The sequence below is a fragment of the Sphingomonas sp. genome (assembly GCF_965200105.1).
In the GTDB taxonomy this organism is placed as follows: domain Bacteria; phylum Pseudomonadota; class Alphaproteobacteria; order Sphingomonadales; family Sphingomonadaceae; genus Solisphingomonas.
This window is the reverse complement of sequence record NZ_CBDATN010000001.1, coordinates 75,461-99,477: the sequence shown is the minus strand read 5'-3', so window position 1 is coordinate 99,477 and position 24,017 is coordinate 75,461. Positions and strand designations below refer to the sequence as shown.

Sequence of the window (24,017 nt, the reverse complement as noted above, 5' to 3'; positions counted from 1 at the left end):
TCGTCCCGATAGCGGTCGTTCCGGTCACTCCTCGATCAGAATCGGTCAGAGTGGGACCTGGTGTGCTGCGATCGTCCAGTCGGCCCCTACCGAACCATCCGAATAGGTGTTCTGCGCCCAACCCGAGCCGGTGGAGTGCCAGATCGAGATTTCCCCCGAAGTATTTCGCCACAGGATGTCCGCCAGCCCGTCGCCGTTGAAGTCACCCACTTGCGCTACGGACCAGCTGGCCGCGGCGGATGCATTGAACTGGTTCTCCGCGAACCCGCCATTGCCGGTCGAGGTCCAGCCGGATACCGCGCCGTTGTCGTTGCGCCACAAGATGTCCGCACGGCCGTCGCCGTTGAGATCGCCAAGGCCGACCACGTGCCACGACCGATCGATCGGATCGTGGAACCAGCTGTTTTCCTGGAAGTCCGCGCCCGGGGATGACGAGGACGTGGCGTCCCAGGTGGACAGCGAGCCATCGGTGTTCCGCCACAGGATATCGGCCTTGCCGTCGCTGGTGAAGTCTGCGCTGCCCTCGATCAGCCAGCTCGTGCCGACGGACGCGTGCGAATAGCCGAGCTGGATGCCCGGCTGGAGCGAGGTGCCGTTCGATGCCTCCACGCCGATCGAGCCGTCTGCATTGCGGTACAGCACGTCATCGCGCCCGTCGCCATTATAGTCTCCGGTTGCGACGATCGCGCCGTCGACGAGGCCGAGCGAGCCGACATAGCTGGATTGCGTGAAGCCGGTGTTCGTGCCGGCCCAGATCGCGACTGTTCCGTCGCGGTTCTGCCAAAGTATGTCGGCGCGGCCATCGCCATTATAATCCAGCGTGTCGATGGCGGTCCAACTCGGATCGACATGGGCATCGTAGGTATCCTGGACGATGCCGTCGCCCGAACCCGTGCCGGTCGCGTGCCACGTGCTCACCGCGCCGTTGACGTTCTGCCAGAGGATATCGCTGTGGGCATCGCCGTTGAAGTCGGCGATAGGTTGGGGACCGCGGCCCGAGACGTTAATGCGGACGCTGCTCGGATCGCTCGACAGCGCGCCCGGAACGGCGGCGATGACGAAGTTGCCGAGTGAGTGGCTGCCGGTGAACCTCAGCGAGATCGCGCCGTCGGCCTCCTGCAACGTCAGCGTGCCGCCCGTAGCGTCGCCAGCGTAAGAGGTGCCGGTGATCGACGAGAAGTCGACGTTCGGCAGCAGGATCGAATCGCCCGTCTGGCCGACGGCGGTCGTGATCACGCCCGTGAACCCTCTCGGCTGATCGAGGCGGAGCGTGCCGTAGGCATCGTCGAACACGACGTTCTGCGCGGCCGTGCCCGCGATCTCCAGCGTCGGACCGTAGTAGCTGTACCCGCCATAAAAAGTGAACGAGGCGCTTGCCGGCAGGATCTCGATCGATCCGCTTCCGCTGACGGTATCTCCAAGGACGAGCGTGCCGCCGTAGCCCGGTACCGCATTGTAGACCGCGGTGCCCGCCCGGATGATGCCATCGTTCTCCACTGGCGAGTTCAGCGTGCCGCTTCCCGTCAGCTGCCCGCCGGCCGAGACCGTTAACTGGTCGGCCGCGATATGGCCCGGATCGGCCAGGCTGAGCGTGCCCGCGATCCCGAGTTGACCGAAATGGTAGTTGCCGGCCGATACGGTGAGCGTGCCCCCGGCGGCGATCTGGTGCAGAGAGTTCGTCAGCGGCACGTCTTGCCCGGTCGCGGGATCGCGGCTGGTGATGGTGCCGCCCGCGAGCGTGATCGCGGCGGCGTCCGTCGCGATCACGCTGCCCGCATGGAGCACCAGCGTGTCGTCCTGGTAGCCCGCCAGCGTGCCGCGGCTGAGCGTGCCGTCCGCCAGTCCGGTGAACCCGCCCGCATCCACCTCGACCGTCATGTTGCCGGCGAGGGTTCCGTTATTAACCAGCGTGTTGGCGGTAACGGTGAGGCCGTCGCCCACGATCAGCGTATCGTTGATGAGCGTGCCGACCGCGATCCGCCCCGATCCCTGGATGTCGTAGGCATCGTTGGTGAGTTTGCCGGCGGTCAGCGTGCCGCCGTGCATGTCGATCTCGCCCGCATCGGTCTGGGTGAGCGTGCCGCTGACGGAGAGTGAGCCGTACACCCCCAGATAGTCTCGCAACGCCAGCGAGCGCACGGCGAAGCTCTCCCCGGCCAGGATGCTGACAAACGATGTATAGGTTTCGCCGGTGCCGGTTCGGGTGACGATCGGGAAATCGACGTCGGCATCCGGCGCGTTCGGCACGACATTCCCGGCCCAAACCGCCGGATCGTGCCAGTTGACGGAATTTGCGCTCGCATCCGGCTTGAAGCTGTACGCCGTCATGCATGCCCTCCCACGTCCAACACACAGAGATCAGACTCGTACGACGTCTGTTCAGAGCCGTGGAAGAGCTTAGCGCAGCTCGCGTCCGCGAGCGAGTCCACAGGTTTGAAAGCCCCTCGTCCGCTCACCACCACCGACCGCCGCGCGCTACTTGAGTTCCCACACGCGGACGCCGCCGATCCACGTCTCGGCGACGCGGATGGCGCGCAGCGTCTGCGGATCGGGATTTGCGATCGGATCGCCGTTGATCAGCACGAAGTCCGCGTAGTGGCCCGGCTGCAGCGAGCCGATGCGGTCCTCCGCGCCCTCGGCGTAGGCGGCGCCGGTGGTGAAGGCAGCGAGCGCCTGCGCGATGCCGATGCGCTGTTCGGGGTGCCAGCCCCCCGCTGGCCGGCCCGCCGCGTCCTGCCGCGACACGGCGGCGGCAAGGCCGGGGAAGGGGTTGGGGCTCTCCACCGGAAAGTCGGAGCCGAAGGCGAGCGGCACATGCTCGTCGAGCATCGTCTTCCAGGCATAGGCGCCGGCCAGCCGCTCCGGCCCCAGCCGCGCCTCCGCCATCGCCCAGTCGCCGGTCTCGTGCGTCGGCTGCATCGAGGCGACGATGCCGTTGCGCGCGAAGCGAGGCAGATCGGCGGGATCGACGATCTGCGCATGCTCGATCCGCCAGCGCCTGTCGCCTTTGTAGGTCTGCGCCAGCTCCTCGATGCTGTCGAGCGCCTGCGCGTTGGCGGCATCGCCGATGGCGTGGATCGCGACCTGGAAGCCGTCCATCGCCGCGCGGCTCATCCGGTTGCGCACCTGCGCGTCGTCCATGAACTGGAGGCCGCGCGTCGACGGCATGTCGGCGTAGGGCCGCTTCAGCCACGCCCCGCGCGAGCCGAGCGCGCCGTCGGCGAACAGCTTGACGCCGACCATGCGCAGCCGCCCGTCGTACAGCCACGGCGTCGGCCCCTCGCCGGCGACCGAGGCGGCCACGTCGATGCCGTCGGCGTAGCTGGCGATGCGGATGCGGAGCGCGCCGCGATCGCCGGCGCGACGCCAGGCGTTCCAGTCGGACAGTTCGGTCTTCATGTCGGCGACGGCGGTGACGCCGTAGGAGAGTAGCTTCTCCTGCGCGTGCCCGAACGCGTCGTCGACCTCGATCGCGGCCGCCTGTGGCATTGCGCGCTTCACCAACGCCACGGCGGCATCGACGAACAGCCCGGTGGGGCGGCCCTTCGCGTCGCGCTCGATGCGGCCGCCGGGCACGTCCTTCGTGGACGGACCGATCCCCGCCGCCGCCATCGCCGCCGAGTTGACGACGACCGCGTGGCCGTCGACCCGCTCCAGCAGCACCGGCCGCTCGCGCGCCGCGAGATCGAGGTCCTGCGCGGTGGGGAAGCGCTTGTCCGGCCAGCGCTCCTGGTTCCAGCCGAAGCCGCGGATCCAGCCGGGCGTCTGCTTGTGCGCCGCGTAGTTGGCGAGCTTGGTCTGCATGTCGGCGAGCGAGGTGGTGGCGGACAGGTCCAGCGTGGTGAGCTGGAAGCCGTAATCCATGATATGGCCGTGCGCGTCGATCAGGCCGGGCAGCATCGTGCGGCCGTGCGCGTCCTGTCGATAGTCGAGCCACTTGGGCCGCTCCTCGCCCGCCTTGAGCAGCCGCGCCACCTTGCCGTCCTTGCCGATCAGCAGGCCGGTGAAGCGGGTGAGCGATCCGTCCTTCGCGACGGTGTAGCCGTTGACGTCGTCGATCAGCCCGCCCTCGGTGGGCGGGGCGAGGCCGTACTTCTTCTTCGCGCCCGCAGGCGCGGCGAGCGCGAGGGCGGCGCAGGCGGCGAGCGCGAGGCGCCTCATCGCGGCAAGCGCCGAATGATCGAGGAGGTGTCCTGCCGGCCGCCGCCCATCGCCTGCACGTCGGCGTAGAACTGGTCGACCAGCCCCGCCACCGGCAGCGCCGCGCCATTGGAGCGCGCCTCCTCGATCGCGAGGCCGAGATCCTTTCGCATCCAGTCCACCGCGAAGCCGAAGTCGAACTCGTCGCGGCCCATCGTGCCCCAATAGTTGGTCATCTGCCACGACGACGCCGCGCCGCAGTTGATCGCCTCGAACACGCGATCGAGGTCGAGCCCGCCCGCCTGCGCGAAGCGCACCGCCTCGGCGAGCGCCGCCACCACGCCGGCGATCGCCACCTGGTTGGCCATCTTGGCGGTCTGCCCGCTGCCTGCGACGCCGATATGGACGGACTTCCTCGCATAGGCCTCGAAATAGGGCAGCGCCGCCTCATAGGCCTTCTTCGGGCCGCCGCACATGATCGAGAGCTCGCCCGCCTCCGCGCCGCTGTGCCCGCCCGTCACCGGCGCATCGAGCACGAGGAGGCCGAGGTCACGCCCCTCGACGCCGAGCTGGCGGGCGATGCGCGCGGAGACGGTGGTGTGGTCGACGAACAGCGTGCCGCGCTTCATCGAGCGGAAGGCGCCGCCGCGCCCCAGCGTCACGTCGGCGAGATCGTCGTCGGTGCCGACGCAGGCGAACACCGCGTCCGCCCCCGCCGCCGCCTCGCCCGCGCTGGCGGCAACGTGCCCGCCATGCGCCGCCACCCAGCGTTCGGCGCGGGCGCGCGTGCGGTTGAAGATCGTCAGCTCATGGCCCGCAGTGGCGAGGTGCCGCGCGATCGGTCCGCCCATCGTTCCGACGCCGAGGAATGCGAGCTTGGCCATCGTGGAGGGGCGATAGCGGCTCTTGAGGCGGGCCGCCAACCCTTCTTCGGCGGGCGGGCGGCGCCATTGCGGTCGAGGCGGACACCGCCTAATCCGCGCCGATGGCCACGCTCGCCACCCCCGCCGATGCAGCGGCCGTCACGATCGGCGACATCCGCGCCGCCCACGCCCGCGTCGCGCCGCACATCGTGCGGACGCCGACGCTCTACTCGCGCACGCTCTCGCAGGTGACGGGCGCGGAGGTATGGCTGAAGTTCGAGAACCTCCAGTTCACCGCCGCCTACAAGGAGCGCGGCGCGCTCAACAAGCTGTCGCAGCTCACCCCCGACGAGCGCGCGCGGGGCGTGATCGCGGCGTCGGCGGGCAACCACGCGCAGGGCCTCGCCTATCACGCCTCGCGGCTCGGCATCCCGGCGACGATCGTGATGCCCAGGCACACGCCGACCGTGAAGATCCAGCAGACCCAGGCCCATGGCGCCGAGGTGATCCTGCACGGCGAGCGCTTCGACGACGCGCAGGCGGAGGCGTACCGCATCGCCGACGAGCGCGGCCAGGTCTTCGTCCATCCCTTCGACGATCCCGCGATCATCGCCGGGCAGGGTACCGTCGCGATCGAGATGCTGGAGGACGTGCCGGCGATCGACCTTCTCGCCATCCCGATCGGCGGCGGCGGGCTCGCGTCCGGCTGCGCGACGGCCGCCAAGACGCTGAAGCCCGGCATCGAGGTGGTGGGCGTGCAGGCCGAACTCTATCCCTCGATGTACGCGCACCTGAAGGGCAGGGACCTGCCTTGCGAGGGCGACACGCTGGCGGAGGGCATCGCCGTCAAGCGCCCCGGCGCGATCACCGCCGCGATTGTGGCGAAGCTGGTCGACGAGGTCCTGCTCGTCTCCGAGCGCGATCTGGAGCGCGCGGTATCGCTGCTGCTTCAGATCGAGAAGACGGTGGTGGAAGGGGCGGGCGCCGCCGGCCTCGCCGCGCTGCTCGCCCACCCCGCGCGCTTCGCGGGGCGCACCGTCGGCATCGTGCTGTGCGGCGGCAACATCGACACGCGGCTGCTCGCCAACGTGCTGCTGCGCGATCTCGCCCGATCGGGACGGCTGGCGCGGCTGCGCATCCGGCTGAAGGACAGGCCGGGCGCGCTGTTCAACGTCGCGCGCGTATTCGAGGAGCAGCAGGTCAACATCATCGAGGTGTATCACCAGCGCGTGTTCACCACGCTGCCCGCCAAGGGGCTCGTTACCGACATCGAGTGCGAGACGCGCGACGCCGCCCACCTCGAACGGCTGATGGCGGCGCTGGCGGACGCCGGCTACGAGGCGAGCCGAGTCGAGCTTGCCTGATCCCGCATCCCGCCGCGCGGGGGGTCCCGCTTCGTCGCGAAACGATGCGCGTGCCGGCTTTTTCGGTTTGCGTGGCCTCCGCCGCCCGTGCAACGTACCGGCGCGGTGCCCATCTCGGGCGTCCGCCAGACGGGGTCTCGATATCAGGTGAGCGCGCCTATCCGCTTCCCGCGCTTCTTCGTGACGACGCCGAGCCCGTGCCCCTATCTGCCGGGGCGGACGGAGCGGAAAGTGTTCACCGAGCTTGCCGGGCCGCACGCGGGCGAGCTCAACGACGCGCTGGGCCGCATCGGCTTCCGCCGCTCGCAGGCGGTCGCCTACCGGCCGAGTTGCCATGGGTGCCAGGCGTGCGTCTCGGTGCGGGTGCGCGCCGACGCCTATCGCCCCACCGCCAGCCAGAAGCGCACGCTCGTCCGCAACGCCGACCTCGTCGTCACCGCCTGCAAGCCGTGGACCACCGAGGAGCAGTTCCGGCTGCTGCGCGCCTATCTCGCCGTCCGCCACCCCGGCGGCGGCATGGCCGATATGGACGAGTTCGACTTCGCCGACATGGTCGAGCAGACGCCGGTGCGCACCTACATGATCGAGTATCGCGAGCCCTCCGACGGCGCGCGTCCCGGCCGGCTCGTCGCCGCCTGCCTCACCGACAAGCAGGGCGACGGGCTGTCGATGATCTACAGCTTCTTCGATCCCGGCTGCGAGGGACGCGACGGGCTGGGCACCTACGTCATCGCCGACCATATCCGGCGCGCCGCGGAGGCGGGGCTGCCCTACGTCTATCTCGGCTACTGGGTCGAGGGATCGGACCGGATGCAGTACAAGACGCGCTTCCGCCCGATCGAGCGGCTGGCCGCGAGCGGCTGGATGGCGTTCGATCCCCCCGCGCCGGCGCCGGCGCGCCGCCGCCGCGCACCGCTGCCGTCGAAGGAGCAGCTCGTCGGCACGCCCTGAGTGGCGTCACGCGCCGATCGGCTCGGAATGGTCGTGCCGCCGATGTTGGATTTGCGGGCGCACCTCTCCCGCCGCTGGAGGAGAGGACGGCCGGCGCCCTCGCGTGCTTCGTGGCGCGCGGAGGGGTGCGGGATGCCATCGTTTCCCCGCGAGGGCCTGTTCCCGGGTGGCCGCCCTGTTCCGCGTGGCGGACTTCGAGGCGGGGCGGGAGCTTCCCGGTAGGGGCGGACGAGGAATCGGGGGTCGCTTGAGCACGGACCCCGCAGCCTCGCCGGCCGGTTGAACATCAGGTCGCGAGGCTACCCTCCGGGTGCCTAGCGCGCCGGCCGTCGGACGACTCCCGAGCGATGAAGCCCCAGGGCCGTCCCATCCCGTCCGCCCGCGCCCGCCTCGTCAGGCAGGTGAGCGAACGCGGCGGCAAAATATCCGATATGGTTACAGATGTCAAGCTCATTCCAGCCGCAGCATCAGCACCGCGACGATGAAGCCGACGTAGAAGACCGGCACCAACGCCAGGAAGGTGCGCGACACCCATCCGCGCGAGAAGGCGACGTACATCGTCAGGATCGTCGCCGCCGTCACGCCGCCGGCGAGCAGCAGCGCGGGTTGCAGCAGCCACGGCGTGAAGAACAGGCCGAAGGCGGTGGGCACCGTCGCCTGGATCATCATCGCGCCCGATATGTTGGCGAGCGCCAGCCTGGTCTTGCCCTGCCGCACCCAGATCACCGCGTTCAGCGTCTCGGGCAGCTCGGTGGCGAGCGGGGCGAGCAGCAGCGCCAGCACCTGCGGGCGCAGGCCCAGATGCGGGCCGAGCGCGTCGAGCTGGCGCACGAACAGCCGCGAGGCGACGAAGATCACGACCAGCGAGGCGAGCACCTGCGCCAGCACGAGCGCGGAGGTGGGCACCTCCAGCCGCGGCGCGAGCTTGAGGCGTTCGAGCACGCCTTCCTCCTCGCCGGGCGTGGGCGCGCGCACCTCGCGCCAGCAATAGACCGCGTAGGCGAGCAGGAACGCGACGCTCAGCCACGGCTTGCCCGCGAACGCGACGACGCCGAGCGCCAGCTTGCACGCGAAGATCGCCAGGAACCACGCCTGGTCGCCCGCCAGCCCGCGGAACCAGTCGCGATTGGCGCCCGTCTGCGAGAAGGTGCGGCGCCCGAGCAGCAGGCAGATGCCGACCACCGCATAGGCCAGCGTCGAGAGCGCGAGCGGCCCGCCGAGCGCGGCGCCGATGCCGATCTGCTTCTGCTCGGGCGATCCCCGGAACACCGCCACCAGCGTGACCACGCTCTCGGGCAGGGCGGTTCCGAAGGCGGCGAGCACGGTGCCCGTCGCCTGCTGGCCGAAGGCGAACTTGCGGCCCGCCCACTCGACGCCGTTCACGAAATATTCGCAGGCGATGTAGATCGCGCCGGCCGAGACGATCAGCAGCGCGAACGGCATGAGCAGCGGCGGCATCGGCACGTCTCGGGAGGGCGCGACCATCGGCCCGCGCACGCGCCGCCCCGTGGCGCGTGATCGCGGAACCAAGGTCTTGCCAAGCCCACCGGCCGGACACGCCACGGGCCAGCCGTCGCCGGCCGACACCGATCATGTTGACGTGCCCCCCGCTGACGCAGCGGGCGGCTACTCCCCAAGGAACGTGGCGAGCCTAACCCAGGCGGGCGCGCGTGTCACGCGCCTGTCATCGCGCCCGCGGATCAGGCGTCGATCTCCTCCTCGTCGAGGCGCGCGGCATTCTCCTGGATGAAGGCGAAGCGGTGCGCCGCCTCGCGCCCCATCAATCGCTCGACGAGATCGCGCACGCCCGCGCGTTCCTCATATTCCTGCGGCAGCGTCACGCGGATGAGCGTGCGCGATTTCGGGTCCATCGTCGTCTCGCGGAGCTGCTGCGGCATCATCTCGCCCAGCCCCTTGAAGCGGCCGATCTCCACCTTGCGGCCTTTGAAGACGGTGCGCTCCAGCTCGGCGCGATGCGCGTCGTCGCGGGCATATTCGGATTTTGCGCCCGCCGTCAGCCGGTAGAGCGGCGGCTGCGCGAGGTAGAGGTGGCCGCGCTTCACGACGTCGGGCATCTCCTGGAAGAAGAAGGTCATCAAGAGCGTGGCGATGTGGGCGCCGTCGACGTCGGCGTCGGTCATGATGACGACGCGCTCGTAGCGCAGCGCCGAGGCGTCGCAGCGATCGCGCGTGCCGCAGCCCAGCGCCTGGATGAGATCGGCGATTTCCTGGTTCGCCAGGATCTTGGCGATGTTCGCGGAGGCGACGTTGAGGATCTTTCCGCGGATCGGCAGCACCGCCTGCGTCTTCCTGTCGCGCGCCTGCTTGGCCGAACCGCCCGCCGAATCGCCCTCGACGATGAACAGCTCGGTGCCGTCCGGGCTGTCCGACGCGCAATCCGTCAGCTTGCCGGGCAGCCTGAGCTTGCGGCCGGACGTCGCCGTCTTCCGCTTGACGTCGCGCTCGGCCTTGCGGCGCAGCCGCTCGTCCATGCGATCGAGGATGGTGCCGAGCAGCGCGCGACCGCGATCGCTGTTGTGGCTGAGAAAATGGTCGAAGTGATCGCGCACCGCATTCTCGACCAGCCGTGCCGCGTCGGGCGAGGTCAGCCGGTCCTTGGTCTGCGACTGGAACTGGGGATCGCGCACGAAGACGGAGAGCATCAGTTCGCAGCCCGTCATCACGTCCTCGGGCGCGAGATCCTTGGCGCGCTTGTTGCCGATCAGCTCGGCGAAGCCGCGCACGCCCTTGGTCAGCGCCGCGCGCAGCCCCTGCTCGTGGGTGCCGCCGTCGGGGGTGGGGATGGTGTTGCAGTAATAGCTGTACGAGCCGTCGGAGTAGAGCGGCCACGCCACCGCCCACTCGACGGAGCCGGCGCCGCCCGCGAAATCCTGCCGCCCGGCGAAGGGCTCGGCGGTGGCGCACTCGCGGGTGCCGATCTGCTCGCGGAGGTGGTCGGCGAGGCCGCCGGGGAACTGGAACACGGCCTCGGCCGGCGTGTCGCCGCCCTCGATCAGCGCGGGATCGCAGCGCCAGCGTATCTCGACGCCGGCGAACAGATAGGCCTTGGAACGGGCGAGCCGGTAGAGCCGCTGCGGCTTGAAGCTCAGCTCGCCGAAGATCGCGGGATCGGGGGTGAAGGCCACCGTCGTGCCGCGCCGGTTGGGCGCCGCGCCCAGCTTCTCCAGCGGTCCGAGCGGATGCCCCTGGCCGAAGCGCTGGCGATAGAGCTCGCGGTTGCGCGCGACCTCGACCACCGTCTCGGTCGACAGCGCGTTGACCACCGAGACGCCGACGCCGTGGAGCCCGCCGGAGGTCTGATACGCCTTGTCGGAGAACTTACCGCCGGAATGCAGCGTCGTCAGAATGACTTCGAGCGCACTCTTGCCGGGATATTTCGGATGCTCGTCCACGGGCACGCCGCGCCCGTTGTCGACGACCGTCACGCGGTTGCCGAGCCCGAGCGTCACCTCGATGCGGGTGGCGTGGCCGGCGACCGCCTCGTCCATCGCGTTGTCGAGCACCTCGGCGACGAGATGGTGGAGCGCGCGCTCGTCGGTGCCGCCGATATACATGCCCGGACGGCGGCGCACCGGCTCAAGCCCCTCCAGCACCTCGATTGCGGAGGCGTCGTAGCTGCCCTGGGCGGCGGGGGCGGAGGCGAAAAGGTCGTCGGCCATGCGCGGAGCCTAGGGCGGACCGGAAGCCAGGTCGACCTGTCCTGTGCCGCGATCGTCAGATAGCTTCGGCCGCCCCGCGCGATGCTCGCGCATCGCAGGTCGGCATGTTCCTGGCGCGATGAAGAACGATGCCTATCGCGTTGAAGGCCATACGACTCCCCTCGCAGGGCACGGAACGACGACGGACGTGCGTTACCGGCGCGGGCCGCCGAAGGGGAGCGGCGGCGGGCGCCGGTCGCGGCGGGGGAGCTGCGCCTGATAGGCGAGGCCGCAATGCTGCACGCAATAGGGGAAGCCGGGATTCACCTGAACGCCGCAGAAGTGGAAGTCGGGCTCGCCGGGATGGCCGAGCGGCCACTTGCAGATGCGATCGTTGAGATCGAGCAGCGACGTCTTGCCGGCGAACTCGGCCGAGGTCTTGGCAGGCACCAGCCGGCGCGGCGGCGCGGGCGGGATCGGCGCCTGCTGCTCGCCGGGCTGCTGGCGCTGGAAGCCGCCGGGGCCGATCGAGCGGTACACCGGCTCCGGGCGCGGCGGCGGCAAGTCGGCCGCCGCGTCCTCCTCGGCAAGCGTCTCCGGGAGCGCCACGACGGGCGCAGGCGGCGCCACATCGGCGCGCGCGGCGTCGGACCGAAGCGGCTCGGGCTGCGGCGCCTCGACCTGAACCGGCTCGGGGGCGTCGGATACGGGCGTCGTGACGTCGGCAGCCTGCGCGGTCTCGCCCGGCTTCACCGGCGAGGGCCGGCTCTCCAGCCCCAGGCGGTGGGCCTTGCCGATCACCGCGTTGCGGCTGACTCCGCCGAGATCGTCGGCGATCTGGCTCGCGGTGAGGCCCTGGCCCCACAGCGTCTTCAGCTTCTCGATCCGCTCGTCCGTCCACGCCATCGCGTCGCCACTCCATCCGTCTTGTCGGCCGCCGCCGCGCCGTCTAGTCGCGACCCATGTCAGAGTTGCAACCGCGCGCCGCCATCGTCGCGCACGCAGAGCCCGGCGTGCCGGTGATCCGGAAGATGAACTGGATCGGCGTGCGGACGCTCTATGTGAAGGAGGTGCGCCGCTTCTTCAAGGTGCAGCTCCAGACGATCTGGGCGCCGGCGATCACAACGCTGATGTTCCTCGTGATCTTCACGGTGGCGCTCGGCGCGCGCAGTCCGGTGCATGTCGGCGGCGCGACGATCCCCTTCGCGGACTTCGTGGCGCCCGGGCTCATCATCATGGGCGCGATGCAGAACGCGTTCGCCAACTCCTCCTTCTCGCTGCTCGTCGGCAAGATGCAGGGCACGATCGTAGACTATCTGATGCCGCCCATTTCAGCGGGCGAGCTGCTGGCGGGGCTGATCGGCGCGGCGGTCACGCGCGCCTTCCTCGTCGGGCTCGCGGTGTGGCTGGCGATGGCGCTGTGGCCGGGCGTGCATGTCGCGCCCGCGCGGCCGGAACTGGTGCTGTGGTTCGGGCTGATGGGATCGCTGCTGCTCGCCTTCCTGGGGTTGCTGACGTCGCTCTGGGCGGAGAAGTTCGATCACGCCGCCGCCGTCACCAACTTCGTGGTGCAGCCGCTGTCGCTGCTCTCGGGAACCTTCTACTCGGTCGAGCGGCTGGCGCCGACGTTCCGCGCGATCAGCCACCTGAACCCGATCTTCTACGTCATCTCGGGCTTCCGCGCCGGGTTCCTGGGCGTCTCGGACTCGCCGCTGGCGGTGGGCGCGGTGGCGCTGCCGGCGGTGAACCTGGCGCTCGGGCTGCTGTGCTGGACGCTGCTGAAGCGCGGCTGGCGGATCAAGAGCTGAGGGGAACCGGCCGCTTTCCGGTCGGTTCGGAGCGCATGAAGGATGCATCGATCGGCCTCGGCGCCAAGCTCGCCCTCGCGCTCGGCGCGGGGCTCGTCGGCGCGACCGTGATGCTGCTGTCGCAGAAGACCGAGATGTGGGCGACCGGGCGCGGCCCCTCGATGGTGCCCGCCAAGGCGGCGGAGACGCTCACCGGCGTCACACTTTACGATCCGGCCGACGAGGCGCGGCTGTCCACCGCCGCGCATTTCGCGTTCGGCACGACGCTGGGGCTCGGCGTGGCGCTGCTCGATCGCGCCCCGGCGGCGGCGCGCGCGCCGCTGTTCGCGGCAGGCGCGTGGGGTGCGGGCAACGCCATCATGACGGCGCTCGGCGCATGCGAGCCGCCGACCCGCTGGTCGCGGCAGGCGCTCGCGATCGATCTCCTCCATCACGCCGTTTACGGCGCCGCCACCGCCGGCGCTTATGCCGAGGCCACCCGGCTGATCGAGGCGCGGTCCGCGCGCGGTTGACCGCCCTCACGCGACGAGGATAGAGGACGCGCATGAGGCGGCCGATCAGAGCCGCCTTTTTGCGTTGGAGCGCGAGGCCATGCCGATCACCCCGCTGATGCCCGTCTACCCGCGGTGCGACGTGCGGCCGGTGCGCGGCGAGGGCGCCTACCTGATCTCCGAGGAAGGCCGCCGCTTCCTCGACTTCGCGAGCGGCATCGCGGTCAACCTGCTCGGCCACGGCCATCCCGTGTTGACGAAGGCGATCCAGGATCAGGCGGCGACGCTGATCCACGTCTCCAACCTCTACGGCTCCCCGCAGGGCGAGGCGCTGGCGAAGCGGCTGGTGGACGCCACCTTCGCCGACACCGTGTTCTTCACCAACTCGGGCGCCGAGGCGGTGGAGTGCGCGATCAAGACGGCGCGGCGCTACCACTTCGCCACCGGCAAGCCCGAGCGCACCACGCTGATCGCGTTCCAGAACGCGTTCCACGGCCGCACCATCGGCACCATCTCGGCGACCGACCAGGAGAAGCTCCGTTCCGGCTTCGAGCCGTTGCTGCCGGGCTTCCGCTACGCGCCCTTCGACGATCTCGCGGCGGCCGAGGCGCTAATCGACGACACGACTGCGGGCTTCCTCGTCGAGCCGGTGCAGGGGGAGGGCGGCATCCGGCCGGCCTCGCCGGAGTTCCTGCGGGGATTGCGCCGGCTGGCGGACGAGCGCGGCCTGCTGCTGGTGCTCGACGAGGTGCAGTGCGGCATGGCGCGCACCGGCATGCTCTACGCGCACGAGCAGTACGGGATCGTGCCCGACGTCATGGCCTCCGCCAAGGGCATCGGCGGCGGCTTTCCGCTCGGCGCGTGCCTCGCCACCGAGAAGGCGGCGTCAGGGATGGTGATCGGTACGCACGGCTCCACCTACGGGGGCAACCCGCTGGCGATGGCCGCCGGCGGCGCGGTGCTCGACGTGGTGCTGGCGCCCGGCTTCCTCGACGGCGTGCGCGCGACCGGGGACCGGCTGCGCCAGGCCATCGAGCAGATGATCCCCAATCACGATCAGCTCTTCGAATCCGTCCGGGGCATGGGGCTGATGCTGGGCCTCAAGATGAAGTCCGACAGCCGCCGCTTCGTCGCGCACGCGCGCGACCACCACGGCCTGCTGACCGTGGCGGCAGGCGACAACGTCGTGCGCGTGCTACCGCCGCTCACCATCGGGCAGGCGCATATCGACGAGTTCGTGTCCAAGCTCTCCGAGGCGGCGCGCAGCTACGTGCCGCCATCGGACGACTGATGCGCCACCTGCTCGACCTCTCCGACGCCGGCGCCGACGGCATCGCCGCGATGCTGCGCGAGGCGGCCGCCCGCAAGGCCGCGCGCGCCGGCTGGCCCAAGGGCCGCGCCGACGCCGACCGACCGCTGGAGGGCCACACGCTCGCCATGCTGTTCGAGAAGAACTCGACCCGCACGCGCGTGTCGTTCGACATGGCGATGCGCCAGCTCGGCGGCACCACCATCGTCCTCGAAGGCTCGGCGATGCAGCTCGGGCGCGGCGAGAGCGTGGCCGACACCGCGCGCGTGCTGTCGCGCTACGTCGACGCGATCATGATACGCACCGACGATCACGCCAAGCTCGTCGAGATGGCGGCGCACGCCACCGTCCCCGTCGTCAACGGGCTGACCGACTGGTCGCATCCCTGCCAGGTGATGGCGGACATGCAGACGGTGATTGAGCGGCGCGGATCGCTTGGCGGCTCGCGCTGGGCGTGGCTGGGCGACGGCAACAACGTGCTCCACTCGATCATCGAGGCGGGCGCGCTGATGGGCTTTGAGACGGTGGTCTCGGGACCCGAGGGCTATGATCCGCACGACGACGCGATCGGCGGCGCCACCCAGCGCGGCGGTCGCGTCACGCTGGAGCGCGATCCCGTGCGCGCGGTGACGGGCGCTGACATCGTCGTCACCGACACGTGGATCTCGATGGGGCAGGACCATGCCGAGGCGAAGCTCGCGGCGATGACCCCCTATCAGGTGACGCCCGCGCTGATGGCGGCGGCGGCCCCGACCGCCACCTTCCTTCACTGCCTGCCCGCGCATCGCGGCGAGGAGGTGGCGGCGGACGTGATCGACGGCCCGCAGTCCGCGATTTGGGACGAGGCGGAGAACCGGCTGCACGCGCAGAAGGCGGTGCTGCTGTGGTGCCTGGGCAGGATCGGGTAGCGGCGTCGGTACGGGGTAGCGAAAGGGCGTCCTCCCTCCGATATCCCGCGCGATGACCGACACCGCCGCCACCGCGCTCGACACCGTCCAGGGCTTCACCATCGCGTCGCGCCACGCGCGCGGGCGCGTCGCCCGGCTGGGGCCGGCGCTGAACGCCATCCTCGCCGCCCACGCCTATCCGCCGGTGCTCGCCCGCGTGCTGGCCGAGGCGCTGGTGCTCGGCGCGCTGTTCGGCGCGACGCTGAAGCATGCGGAGGGCCAGCTCACGCTGCAGGCGCAGACCGAGGGCGGGGCGATCGACCTGCTCGTCGTCGACTATCGCGGCGGCGAGATGCGCGGCTATCTGCGCCACGACGCCGAGCGGCTGGCCGAAGCGCCCGTCGAGCCGTCGCTGTTCGGGCTGTTCGGCAAGGGCTATCTCGCCATCACCTTCGATCAGGCCGTCTCCGGCGAACGCTATCAAGGCATCGTGCCGCTGGAGGGCGGATCTTTGGCGGAAGCGGCCGAACATTATTTCGCGCAGTCCGAGCAGATCCCGAGCCTGGTGCGCGTATCGGTCGGCGAGGATCGCGCCGGCCGGATGGTGGCGGGCGGGCTGCTCGTCCAGCACCTGCCCGAGGGCGAGGAGGGGCGCGAGCGGCTGCACACGCGGCTCGACCATCCCGAGTGGCGGCACGTTCTGGCGCTCGCCTCGACGATCAGCCCGGCCGAGCTGACCGACGCCACGCTGCCCGCCGACGAGCTGTTGTGGCGGCTGTTCCACGAGGAGGAGGAGGTGCGGCTGCTCGCCCCCACGCACCTCGCGCGCGGCTGCCGCTGCTCGCCCGATCATGTCCGCGACGTGCTCTCCCGCTTTCCCGAGAGCGAGCGCGCGGCGATGGCGGAGGCGGACGGCACGATCCGCGTCGACTGCGAATTCTGCGCGCGCTCCTTCCCGGTGACGGTGGAATGAGCCGCGTCGGCAATCGCAGGTTAACGTCGACAGCGCTAGATCGGGCGCGTACGGACGTTGGTACGCATGCCTTCCTAGCAGCCCCTCGGGGCCAACTGGGCCGCCCCCTCCTGCGATCGGGCGGCCCTCCCTTGTGGGTTGCGGCGCCGCCCGCGCGCGACTAGCGGGCGGGCTCCATGACGTCAGCGAACAACGGGAAGCCGGAAGGCCGGCCTCGGGCCGTCGTGCTGCTCTCGGGCGGGCTCGATTCGATGGTGGCGGCGGGGCTCGCGCGCGAGTTGGGCTTCGATCTCCTCGCGCTCACCATCAACTACAACCAGCGCCACCTGATCGAGCTCGCCGCCGCGCGGCGGATCGCCGCGACGTTGGGGGCGGTGCGCCACGTCGTGCTGCCGATCGACCTGACCGCGTTCGGCGGCTCCTCGCTCACCGCCTACATACCGGTGCCCAAGGATGGCATGGGGCTGGGCGGGGAGGGGGCCGGCATCCCCGTCACCTACGTGCCCGCGCGCAACACCATCTTCCTCAGCCTCGCGCTCGGCTGGGCGGAGGCGGCGGGCGCGCGCGAGCTGTTCCTCGGCATCAACGCGCTCGATTATTCGGGCTATCCCGACTGCCGCCCCGCCTTCGTGGACGCGTTCGAGGCGATGGCGGCGGTGGCCACCAAGGCGGGCGCGGAGGGCGATCGCTTCCGCGTCGCCGCGCCGCTCCTCCGCATGACCAAGGCCGACATCGTGCGCGAGGCGGATCGGCTGGGGCTCGACGCGGGGATGAGCTGGTCCTGCTACGATCCGCAGGACGCTCTGCATTGCGGGCTGTGCGACAGCTGCCGGCTACGCTCGCGCGGCTTCGCGGAGGCCGGGCTGCCCGATCCCACCGCCTATGCCGAACAGCCGAGCGACGGCGCGGGCTCGTCATGAGCTACGCCGTCAAGGAGATGTTCGTCACGCTTCAGGGCGAGGGCATCAACGCCGGGCGGCGCGCCGTCTTCCTGCGCTTCGCCGGGTGCAACCTGTGGTCGGGGCGCGAGGCGGATCGGGCGGGCGCGGACTGCACCTTCTGCGACACCGACTTCGTCGGGCTGGACGGCGACGGTGGCGGCCGCTTCGCCGACGCCGCCGCGCTGGCGGATGCGGTCGAGGCGCGCTGGGCGGAGGGGCTGGAGGAGCCCGGCCCCAGGCTGGTCGTCGTCACCGGCGGCGAGCCGATGCTCCAGGTCGACGACGCGCTTGTGGACGCGCTGCACGCCGCCGGCTTTAAGATCGCGATCGAGACCAACGGCACGCTGCCGGTGCCGCGCGCGATCGACTGGATCTGCGTGAGCCCCAAGGCGGGCACGCGGGTGGTGCAGCGTTCGGGCGACGAGCTGAAGCTTGTGTGGCCACAGCCCGGGATCGATCCCGATGCGATGGAGGCGTGGGATTTCACGCACCACCTCGTCCAGCCGCTCGACGGGCCGGGCGCGACCGCCAACCGCCAGGCGGCGATCCGCTACGTGCTCCAGCACCCCAGGTGGCGGCTGTCGGTGCAGACGCACAAGCTGATCGGGGTGCGATAGCGCAGGCGACCGCCGGTCGCCTCCGCCGATCGCTTCTCAGGCCAGCGCCGGGACCAGCCCGCGTCCGCCGGCGAGCCGCAGCATCGCCTTCTGGAGCTTGTCGAAGGCGCGCACCTCGATCTGGCGGACGCGCTCGCGGCTGACGCCATAGACCTGGGACAGCTCCTCTAGCGTCTTGGGATCGTCGGACAGCCGACGCTCGGCGAGGATGTGCTTCTCGCGATCGTTCAGGTCGTCCATCGCCTCGACGAGCAGATCGTGGCGGACGCCCTTCTCCTCCTCCTCGGCCAACGTCTCGTCCTGAAGCGGGTCGTTGTCGACCAGCCAGTCCATCCACTGGGCCTCGCCATCCTCGCGCATCGGCGCGTTGAGCGACGAGTCGCCGCCCATCGCCATGCGGCGGTTCATCGACGTCACCTCGTCATGGGTGACGCCGAGATCCTTGGCGATTTTGGCGACGTGATCGGGGTGGAGATCACCGTCCTCGAACGCGTCGAGCTTGGACTTCATGCGGCGCAGGTTGAAGAACAGCTTCTTCTGCGCCGCCGTGGTGCCCATCTTCACGAGGCTCCACGAGCGCAGGATATATTCCTGGATCGAGGCGCGGATCCACCACATCGCGTAGGTGGCGAGGCGGAAGCCGCGATCGGCCTCGAACTTCTTCACGCCCTGCATCAGGCCGATATTGCCCTCCGAGATGAGCTCGGAGGTGGGCAGGCCGTAGCCGCGATAGCCCATCGCGATCTTGGCGACGAGCCGCAGGTGCGAGGTGACGAGCTTGGACGCCGCCTCCGTATCGCCATGCTCGGAGAAGCGCTTGGCGAGCATATACTCCTCCTCGGCGGTCAGGATCGGGAAGCGCCTGATCTCCGAGAGGTACCGGTTGAGGCTCTGCTCGCCGCCGAGCGCCGGAATGGTCGCCGGGACCTTTGCCGTGGATGCCGCCATGACCTGCCCTCCAAATCGCCTGCGGCACGCGGGGAACCGCCCCGTACCGACCGGTAACATCTATACCGAAAGCGCGCTGAACAAAAGCTGCATATCGGGTGGTATATTGCTTTGCAGCGACAAAGCCTGCCTTGTGACCGGATGCTCGAACCCGAGCGCCGCGGCGTGCAGTGCCTGCCTCCGGAACCCCAACTCATTCGCGAGCGCGAAGTGCCGTCCGCCGCGCGGTCCGTAGGCCGGATCGCCGATGAGCGGATGCCCGATCGAGGCGAGGTGAACGCGGACCTGGTGCGTGCGCCCGGTTTCCAGCCGACATTCGATCAGCGCGGCGTGATCCAGCGGCTCGACCAGCCGCCAATGGGTGACGGCGCGCTTGCCGCGTCCCTCGGCCACGATCGCCACCTTGCGGCGGTCGCGCTCCGAGCGGGCGAGCGACGCGTCCACCGTGCCCGCCTGGCGGAGCGGCACGCCGTCGGCGATGGCGAGGTAGCGCCGCTCGATCGAGTGATCGGCGAACTGGCGGGCGAGGCCCTCGTGCGCGCGATCATGCTTGGCCGCCACGATCAGCCCGGACGTGTCCTTGTCGATGCGGTGGACGATGCCCGGCCGCGCCACCCCGCCGATGCCCGAGAGCTGGCCGTGGCAGTGGTGGAGCAGCGCGTTGACCAGCGTGCCGTCGAGATTACCGGCCGCCGGGTGGACGACGAGACCGGCTGGCTTGTCGACGACGATCAGGTGCTCGTCCTCGTAGGCGACGACCAGCGGGATGTCCTGCGCCGCGTTGCCCGGCGGGCGGGGATCGGGGATCGCCACCGCATAACCGTCACCGGCGCGCGCCTTCGCCGCCGGATCGCGCGTGGCGTTGCCGCCCCGCGTCACCTCGCCTGCGGCGATCAGCACCTTCAGCCGCTCGCGCGAGAGCGTCGGCAGCGCGGCGGCGAGCGCGCGGTCCAGCCGCCAGCCGTCGGCCTCGGCCGGGATCGTCGCCTGCGTGATGGAAACCCCCCGGTTCATCGGCTAGGCGACGTGGCGATGGCGGTGGCGATTTCAAGCGCGGTACTGGCCCGCCTGCACGCCTTGGCGGCCGCCTCGCCCGAGGCCGAGATCTGCGGGCTGCTGCTCGGCGCAGCGCCCGAGCGGATCGACGCCGCCCCCGCGGCGGTGAACGTCGCCGACGCGCCCGCCACCCGCTTCGAGCTCGATCCCGCGACGCTGTTCGCGGCGTTGCGCGGGGAGCGGGCGGGGCGCGCGCGCGTGCTCGGCCACTACCACTCGCACCCGTCCGGTACGCCCGATCCCTCGCCCTGCGACGCCGCCTCCGCCGACGGCGCGGGCGGTCTGTGGCTGATCCTGGCGGCAGGCGAGGCCCGGCTGTGGCGGGCGGTGGCGGGCGGGCCGCTCCACGGGGCGTTCGCGCCGGTCACGCTCGTCGTCGAGCCGGTTGCGGAAACGTCCGCCACTCGCCAAAAGGGCGTTAAGGGTTGGAGTGGGGACGTGTGATGGCTGACGGGATCGAGTTCGCGAGCCTGCTCTGCTCGCGCCTGTGCCATGATCTCCTGTCGCCCGTCGGCGCGCTCAACAACGGCATCGAGCTGCTCGCCGACGAGACCGATCCCGAGATGCGCGCGCGCTGCCTGGAGCTGCTGGCGGAGAGCGCGCGGGCTTCGGCCAACAAGCTGAAGTTCTTCCGCCTCGCGTTCGGCGCGGCGGGGGGCTTCGGCGATTCGGTCGACACGCGCGAGGTGCGCGGCGCGATCGAAGGCCTGTTCGGCGGCGACCGGCGGATCCAGGTCGGCTGGATGGTGGCGGAGGGCGCGCTCGCCAAGGGCACGATCAAGATCCTCCTAAACCTCGCGCTGATCGCGGGCGACGCGCTGGTGCGCGGCGGACGGCTGGACATCGGCGCGGAGGCCGGCGCGACGCGCACCGAGATCGTCGTGCGCGCCGAGGGGCCGCGCATCGTCCTCGATCCCGAGCTCAAGAGCGCGCTCACCGGCGGCACGGCCGCGGACGCGCTCACCCCGCGCGCGGCCGCCGCCTGGCTGGTGTGGAACCTCGCCCATGGCCGGGGCGGCGCCATCCACGTGTCGGACGAGGCCGACGGCGTGCTGATCCTCGGCGCCGAGCTGCCCGGCAGCCCCTAAACGCCTTCTTTACCGTAGCTGCGGCAGAGCGGTGGTCCGACTACAAGCGGACCTGCGCCCGATGGACGAACTGCTCGCCGAATTCATCGCGGAGACCCGCGAGACGCTGGAGCCGCTGGGCGCCGAGATCGTCGCGTGGGAGGCCGAGCCCGCCGACCGCACGCGCCTGGATACCATCTTCCGCTTCGTTCACACCGTGAAGGGGAGCTGCGGCTTCCTGGACCAGCCGCGCCTGGAACGGCTGAGCCACGCCGCCGAGGACGCGCTGGCGCAGGTCCGCGATGGCGCGCGCCTGCCCGACGGGCGGCTGGTGAGCGCGGCGCTGGCGATCATCGATCGCATCGGCGCGCTCGTCGAGGCGCTCGACGATGGCGAGGCGGTCGCCGACGAGGGCGACGAGGCGCTGATCCTGGCGCTGGAGGAGGCCGAGGAGGCGGCCCCAGCGACCAGGCCGTGCGAGGCCGCGTCCGCATCCCCGTCGGCCGCAGCGGCGCCGCGCGCCCCGGCGCGCAGCATCCGCCTGCCCGTCGAACTGCTCGACCGGATGATGGCGGGCGTGTCCGACATGGTGCTGGCGAGGAACGAGCTGTCGCGCCGCCTGCGCGATCGCGGTGCCGAGGCCGGCGTCGACGCCGCCTTCGAGCGGCTGTCGACCTGCGTCGCCGAGATGCGCGACGCGATCACCAAGACGCGGATGCAGCGCGTCGACGGCCTGTTCTCGGCGCTGCCGCGAATGGTGCGCGACCTCTGCGCGGACCTCTCCAAGCAGGCGAGCGTCGCGGTCGACGGCGCCGACGTCGAGATCGACCGCGAGATGATGGAGATGATCCGCGATCCGCTGACGCACATCGTGCGCAACGCGATCGACCACGGCATCGAGGAGCCCGACGTGCGCCGCGCCGCCGGCAAGCCCGCCGCCGGCCAGCTTCGCGTCGCGGCGCGCCAGGCTGGCAACCAGATCCTCATCGAGGTGCAGGACGACGGGCGCGGGATCGACGACGCGCGGCTGGTCGACAAGGCGGTCGTCGCCGGCATCGTGACGCGCGACGCCGCGCAACGCATGCCGATGCGCGAGCGCCTGGAGCTGATCTTCGCGCCCGGCCTCTCCACGGCCAGCGCGGTGACCGCGATCTCGGGGCGCGGCGTTGGCATGGACGTGGTGCGCGCCAATATCGAGCGGATCGGCGGCGAGGTGACGATCGACAGCCGGCTGGGCCACGGCCTGCGGCTGACGATGCAGGTGCCGATGACGCTGACGATCATCCCGGCGCTCACCTTCTCGGTCGGCTCCGAACGCTATGCCATCCCGCGAGGCGCGATCGACGAGATCGCCCGCGTGGCCGGCGGATCGGTGGAGATCGAGACCGTCGGCGGCGCGCCCGTCGCGCGCATCCGCGGCGAGCGGCTGCCGGTGGTGGAACTCGCGGCGCTGCTGGGCATCGAGGCCCGCGTGCCGCGCTCCGCGGCGATCCTCGTCGTCGTCCGCGCGTCGAGCGGCGAGCGCTACGCGCTGGCGGTCGACAGCGTGCAGGATCACGAGGAGCTGGTGGTGAAGCCGGCGGCGCCCGCGATCATGGCGGCCGGCATCTACGCCGGCACGACGCTGCCCGACAATGGCCGCCCGATGCTGCTCATCAATCCGGCCGGGGTGGCGCAGGTCGCGGGCGTGCGCGCGCTCGCCGGCGTGATGCCGCAGCACCATCTGCCCGCCGAGCCACGCGCCGAGACGGCGTCGACGCTGCTGTTCCGCGGGATGGACGGCGCCGTCCGCGCGATCCGCCTGGGGCTGGTCGAGCGGATCGAGGACGTGCCCTCCGCCGCCGTCGCGCACGCCGGTGGCCGGCTCGGCCTCGTCCATGACGGGCGGCTGCTCGCGCTGTTCGGCTGCGGAGCGGAAGACGCCGGCGCACGGGAGCGGCTGCGCGTCCTGCTCCTCACCGACGGGGATGCCGAGATCGCCTTCGCGATCGCCGAGGTCGTCGACATCCACGAGCTGCCGCCGGAGGTGGTGCCCGCCGCCGCACCCGGGCCGGTGGCCGGCGTCGTCGTGGTGGGCGGACGCCAGATCGAACTCCTCGATCCGTTCTGGCATTTCGCCGCCGCCGGCGCGCTCGCGCCCGCCGCGACCGCCGCTGCGTCGCGCGAACGGCCGCTCTGCCTGCTCGACGGCCGTGACCCGTGGATGCGCGACGTCCTGCGCCCGCTCGTGGAGCTGGCCGGCTATCGCGTCGGCTTCGGGATCGGGCCGGGCGACTCGGACGAGCCGCCGGCGGTCGCGATCCTCTCCGCCGATGCGGACGCCGCCGCGGCCGCCGGCCTGCCCGCGCCGGTGATCCGGCTACGCGCGACGGCCGAACAGGGCGGCGCACCGGCCGGCTCGATCTACCGCTACGATCGGCCGGCACTGGTCGCGGCGCTCGCCGCCGTCTCGGGAGGGCGATGATGGACGACCTGAAGCTCGTGGCGCGCCTCGGCGGCCAGTTGGTGGCGCTGCCCGCCGCCGCGATCGAATCGGTGGTGGAGCTCGATCAGATCACGCCCGCGCCGCTCGCCTCGCGCCACGTCGCGGGCCTGGCGCCGCTGCGCAGCCGGGTGCTCACCGTGATCGACAGCTATGTCGCGATCGGGGAGGCGCCCGCCGATGCGGAGGGCGCGCGCCAGGCCGTGGTGGTGACGATCGACGGCCATAGCTACGGCCTGCTCGTGGACGAGGTGGAGGACGTGGTCGCGCTAGACTGCGAGATCATGCCGCTTCCCGCCGGCCTCGGGCGCGGCTGGGCCGCGGCCGCGATCGGCCTGATCGAACTCGATGGCCAGGGCGCGCTGCTGGTCGATCCGGCTCGCCTGGTGGGGGGCGGCACGGCGCTCGAGGCGGCGTGACCGACGCGCTCGTTAACCCGACGCTTACACCCTTCGCCTAAC

The 24,017-nt window shown here is 70.9% G+C and carries 21 protein-coding genes; 13 read left to right on the top strand and 8 right to left on the bottom strand.

Annotated features, from left to right (window positions below; translation table 11 throughout):
• Positions 1 to 45 precede the first annotated feature (45 nt).
• The 3 genes from ACOFKX_RS00465 to ACOFKX_RS00455 all read right to left on the bottom strand — a co-directional run bounded on the left by ACOFKX_RS00465 (position 46) and on the right by ACOFKX_RS00455 (position 5,024).
• Positions 46 to 2,328, bottom strand: a complete 2,283-nt coding sequence (locus ACOFKX_RS00465) for an FG-GAP repeat domain-containing protein (protein WP_419825134.1) — start codon at positions 2,326 to 2,328, stop codon at positions 46 to 48.
• Between the two features lie 147 nt (positions 2,329 to 2,475).
• Positions 2,476 to 4,161 (bottom strand): amidohydrolase, encoded by a 1,686-nt coding sequence (locus ACOFKX_RS00460; protein WP_419825133.1) that lies wholly within the window; start codon positions 4,159 to 4,161, stop codon positions 2,476 to 2,478.
• A complete protein-coding gene (locus tag ACOFKX_RS00455; protein ID WP_419825132.1) occupies positions 4,158 to 5,024 on the bottom strand; it encodes an NAD(P)-dependent oxidoreductase in 867 nt (288 codons plus the stop codon). Before ACOFKX_RS00455 ends, ACOFKX_RS00460 begins: the two co-directional genes overlap by 4 nt.
• A 101-nt stretch (positions 5,025 to 5,125) precedes the next feature.
• On the opposite strand from ACOFKX_RS00455, the gene ACOFKX_RS00450 reads away from it, so the two are divergent.
• Both ACOFKX_RS00450 and ACOFKX_RS00445 read left to right on the top strand, forming a co-directional pair.
• A complete protein-coding gene (locus ACOFKX_RS00450; protein WP_419825131.1) occupies positions 5,126 to 6,367 on the top strand; it encodes a threonine ammonia-lyase in 1,242 nt (413 codons plus the stop codon).
• Positions 6,368 to 6,514: 147 nt separating this feature from the next.
• The gene (locus tag ACOFKX_RS00445; RefSeq protein WP_419825130.1) at positions 6,515 to 7,318 is read left to right on the top strand and encodes an arginyltransferase; all 804 of its coding nucleotides are present in this window, start codon (positions 6,515 to 6,517) and stop codon (positions 7,316 to 7,318) included.
• Between the two features lie 450 nt (positions 7,319 to 7,768).
• Here the strand turns inward: ACOFKX_RS00445 and ACOFKX_RS00440 are convergent, their stop codons facing one another.
• From ACOFKX_RS00440 to ACOFKX_RS00430, 3 genes are all read right to left on the bottom strand, one after another.
• Complete coding sequence (locus ACOFKX_RS00440; RefSeq protein WP_419825129.1) at positions 7,769 to 8,803, bottom strand: sodium:calcium antiporter; 1,035 nt, start codon at positions 8,801 to 8,803, stop codon at positions 7,769 to 7,771.
• Between the two features lie 215 nt (positions 8,804 to 9,018).
• Entirely contained in the window at positions 9,019 to 10,998 is a 1,980-nt protein-coding gene (gene parE, locus ACOFKX_RS00435; RefSeq protein ID WP_419825128.1) for a DNA topoisomerase IV subunit B, read from the bottom strand.
• A 192-nt stretch (positions 10,999 to 11,190) separates the two neighbouring features.
• Entirely contained in the window at positions 11,191 to 11,883 is a 693-nt protein-coding gene (locus ACOFKX_RS00430; protein WP_419825127.1) for a GcrA family cell cycle regulator, read from the bottom strand.
• 56 nt (positions 11,884 to 11,939) lie between these two features.
• Between ACOFKX_RS00430 and ACOFKX_RS00425 the strand changes: the two genes are divergently transcribed.
• The 7 genes from ACOFKX_RS00425 to queE all read left to right on the top strand — a co-directional run bounded on the left by ACOFKX_RS00425 (position 11,940) and on the right by queE (position 18,003).
• Positions 11,940 to 12,785, top strand: coding sequence for an ABC transporter permease (locus ACOFKX_RS00425; RefSeq protein ID WP_419825126.1), 846 nt, complete (start codon positions 11,940 to 11,942; stop codon positions 12,783 to 12,785).
• 35 nt (positions 12,786 to 12,820) lie between these two features.
• Positions 12,821 to 13,297: a hypothetical protein gene (locus ACOFKX_RS00420; RefSeq protein ID WP_419825125.1), complete on the top strand. Its 477-nt coding sequence runs from the start codon at positions 12,821 to 12,823 to the stop codon at positions 13,295 to 13,297.
• 79 nt (positions 13,298 to 13,376) lie between these two features.
• Positions 13,377 to 14,567 (top strand): aspartate aminotransferase family protein, encoded by a 1,191-nt coding sequence (locus ACOFKX_RS00415; protein WP_419825124.1) that lies wholly within the window; start codon positions 13,377 to 13,379, stop codon positions 14,565 to 14,567.
• The gene (gene argF / locus ACOFKX_RS00410; protein WP_419825264.1) at positions 14,564 to 15,493 is read left to right on the top strand and encodes an ornithine carbamoyltransferase; all 930 of its coding nucleotides are present in this window, start codon (positions 14,564 to 14,566) and stop codon (positions 15,491 to 15,493) included. The genes ACOFKX_RS00415 and argF overlap by 4 nt, the downstream gene beginning before the upstream one ends.
• Positions 15,494 to 15,545: 52 nt before the next feature.
• Positions 15,546 to 16,445, top strand: a complete 900-nt coding sequence (locus ACOFKX_RS00405; RefSeq protein WP_419825123.1) for an Hsp33 family molecular chaperone HslO — start codon at positions 15,546 to 15,548, stop codon at positions 16,443 to 16,445.
• Positions 16,446 to 16,621: 176 nt separating this feature from the next.
• Positions 16,622 to 17,365 (top strand): 7-cyano-7-deazaguanine synthase QueC, encoded by a 744-nt coding sequence (gene queC, locus ACOFKX_RS00400; protein ID WP_419825122.1) that lies wholly within the window; start codon positions 16,622 to 16,624, stop codon positions 17,363 to 17,365.
• The gene (gene queE, locus ACOFKX_RS00395; RefSeq protein ID WP_419825121.1) at positions 17,362 to 18,003 is read left to right on the top strand and encodes a 7-carboxy-7-deazaguanine synthase; all 642 of its coding nucleotides are present in this window, start codon (positions 17,362 to 17,364) and stop codon (positions 18,001 to 18,003) included. Before queC ends, queE begins: the two co-directional genes overlap by 4 nt.
• 36 nt (positions 18,004 to 18,039) lie before the next feature.
• Here queE and rpoH read toward each other — a convergent pair whose 3' ends face one another.
• Both rpoH and ACOFKX_RS00385 read right to left on the bottom strand, forming a co-directional pair.
• The gene (rpoH, locus tag ACOFKX_RS00390) at positions 18,040 to 18,951 is read right to left on the bottom strand and encodes an RNA polymerase sigma factor RpoH (RefSeq protein WP_419825120.1); all 912 of its coding nucleotides are present in this window, start codon (positions 18,949 to 18,951) and stop codon (positions 18,040 to 18,042) included.
• 60 nt (positions 18,952 to 19,011) lie between these two features.
• The gene (locus tag ACOFKX_RS00385; RefSeq protein ID WP_419825119.1) at positions 19,012 to 19,965 is read right to left on the bottom strand and encodes an RluA family pseudouridine synthase; all 954 of its coding nucleotides are present in this window, start codon (positions 19,963 to 19,965) and stop codon (positions 19,012 to 19,014) included.
• Between the two features lie 18 nt (positions 19,966 to 19,983).
• On the opposite strand from ACOFKX_RS00385, the gene ACOFKX_RS00380 reads away from it, so the two are divergent.
• The 4 genes from ACOFKX_RS00380 (at position 19,984) to ACOFKX_RS00365 (ending at position 23,975) form a co-directional block, all read left to right on the top strand.
• Positions 19,984 to 20,451 carry a Mov34/MPN/PAD-1 family protein gene (locus ACOFKX_RS00380; protein ID WP_419825263.1) on the top strand — a complete coding sequence of 156 codons (468 nt, stop codon included), beginning with the start codon at positions 19,984 to 19,986 and terminating at the stop codon, positions 20,449 to 20,451.
• Complete coding sequence (locus ACOFKX_RS00375) at positions 20,451 to 21,095, top strand: histidine phosphotransferase family protein (RefSeq protein ID WP_419825118.1); 645 nt, start codon at positions 20,451 to 20,453, stop codon at positions 21,093 to 21,095. The genes ACOFKX_RS00380 and ACOFKX_RS00375 overlap by 1 nt, the downstream gene beginning before the upstream one ends.
• A 61-nt stretch (positions 21,096 to 21,156) precedes the next feature.
• On the top strand, positions 21,157 to 23,538 hold the full coding sequence (locus tag ACOFKX_RS00370) for a chemotaxis protein CheA (RefSeq protein WP_419825117.1): 2,382 nt from the start codon (positions 21,157 to 21,159) through the stop codon (positions 23,536 to 23,538).
• Positions 23,538 to 23,975, top strand: coding sequence for a chemotaxis protein CheW (locus tag ACOFKX_RS00365; protein ID WP_419825116.1), 438 nt, complete (start codon positions 23,538 to 23,540; stop codon positions 23,973 to 23,975). Before ACOFKX_RS00370 ends, ACOFKX_RS00365 begins: the two co-directional genes overlap by 1 nt.
• Positions 23,976 to 24,017: the final 42 nt, after the last annotated feature.

Coding starts and splice junctions, on each gene's coding strand:
- ACOFKX_RS00430 (WP_419825127.1), bottom strand. CDS start 11,883: ATGGCGTGGACGGACGAGCGGATCGAGAAGCTGAAGACGCTGTGGGGC.
- ACOFKX_RS00405 (WP_419825123.1), top strand. CDS start 15,546: ATGACCGACACCGCCGCCACCGCGCTCGACACCGTCCAGGGCTTCACC.
- parE (WP_419825128.1), bottom strand. CDS start 10,998: ATGGCCGACGACCTTTTCGCCTCCGCCCCCGCCGCCCAGGGCAGCTAC.
- ACOFKX_RS00375 (WP_419825118.1), top strand. CDS start 20,451: ATGGCTGACGGGATCGAGTTCGCGAGCCTGCTCTGCTCGCGCCTGTGC.
- ACOFKX_RS00465 (WP_419825134.1), bottom strand. CDS start 2,328: ATGACGGCGTACAGCTTCAAGCCGGATGCGAGCGCAAATTCCGTCAAC.
- ACOFKX_RS00365 (WP_419825116.1), top strand. CDS start 23,538: ATGGACGACCTGAAGCTCGTGGCGCGCCTCGGCGGCCAGTTGGTGGCG.
- ACOFKX_RS00440 (WP_419825129.1), bottom strand. CDS start 8,803: ATGGTCGCGCCCTCCCGAGACGTGCCGATGCCGCCGCTGCTCATGCCG.
- ACOFKX_RS00450 (WP_419825131.1), top strand. CDS start 5,126: ATGGCCACGCTCGCCACCCCCGCCGATGCAGCGGCCGTCACGATCGGC.
- ACOFKX_RS00455 (WP_419825132.1), bottom strand. CDS start 5,024: ATGGCCAAGCTCGCATTCCTCGGCGTCGGAACGATGGGCGGACCGATC.
- ACOFKX_RS00380 (WP_419825263.1), top strand. CDS start 19,984: ATGGCGGTGGCGATTTCAAGCGCGGTACTGGCCCGCCTGCACGCCTTG.
- ACOFKX_RS00370 (WP_419825117.1), top strand. CDS start 21,157: ATGGACGAACTGCTCGCCGAATTCATCGCGGAGACCCGCGAGACGCTG.
- ACOFKX_RS00385 (WP_419825119.1), bottom strand. CDS start 19,965: ATGAACCGGGGGGTTTCCATCACGCAGGCGACGATCCCGGCCGAGGCC.
- queE (WP_419825121.1), top strand. CDS start 17,362: ATGAGCTACGCCGTCAAGGAGATGTTCGTCACGCTTCAGGGCGAGGGC.
- queC (WP_419825122.1), top strand. CDS start 16,622: ATGACGTCAGCGAACAACGGGAAGCCGGAAGGCCGGCCTCGGGCCGTC.
- ACOFKX_RS00460 (WP_419825133.1), bottom strand. CDS start 4,161: ATGAGGCGCCTCGCGCTCGCCGCCTGCGCCGCCCTCGCGCTCGCCGCG.
- ACOFKX_RS00425 (WP_419825126.1), top strand. CDS start 11,940: ATGTCAGAGTTGCAACCGCGCGCCGCCATCGTCGCGCACGCAGAGCCC.
- ACOFKX_RS00415 (WP_419825124.1), top strand. CDS start 13,377: ATGCCGATCACCCCGCTGATGCCCGTCTACCCGCGGTGCGACGTGCGG.
- rpoH (WP_419825120.1), bottom strand. CDS start 18,951: ATGGCGGCATCCACGGCAAAGGTCCCGGCGACCATTCCGGCGCTCGGC.
- ACOFKX_RS00420 (WP_419825125.1), top strand. CDS start 12,821: ATGAAGGATGCATCGATCGGCCTCGGCGCCAAGCTCGCCCTCGCGCTC.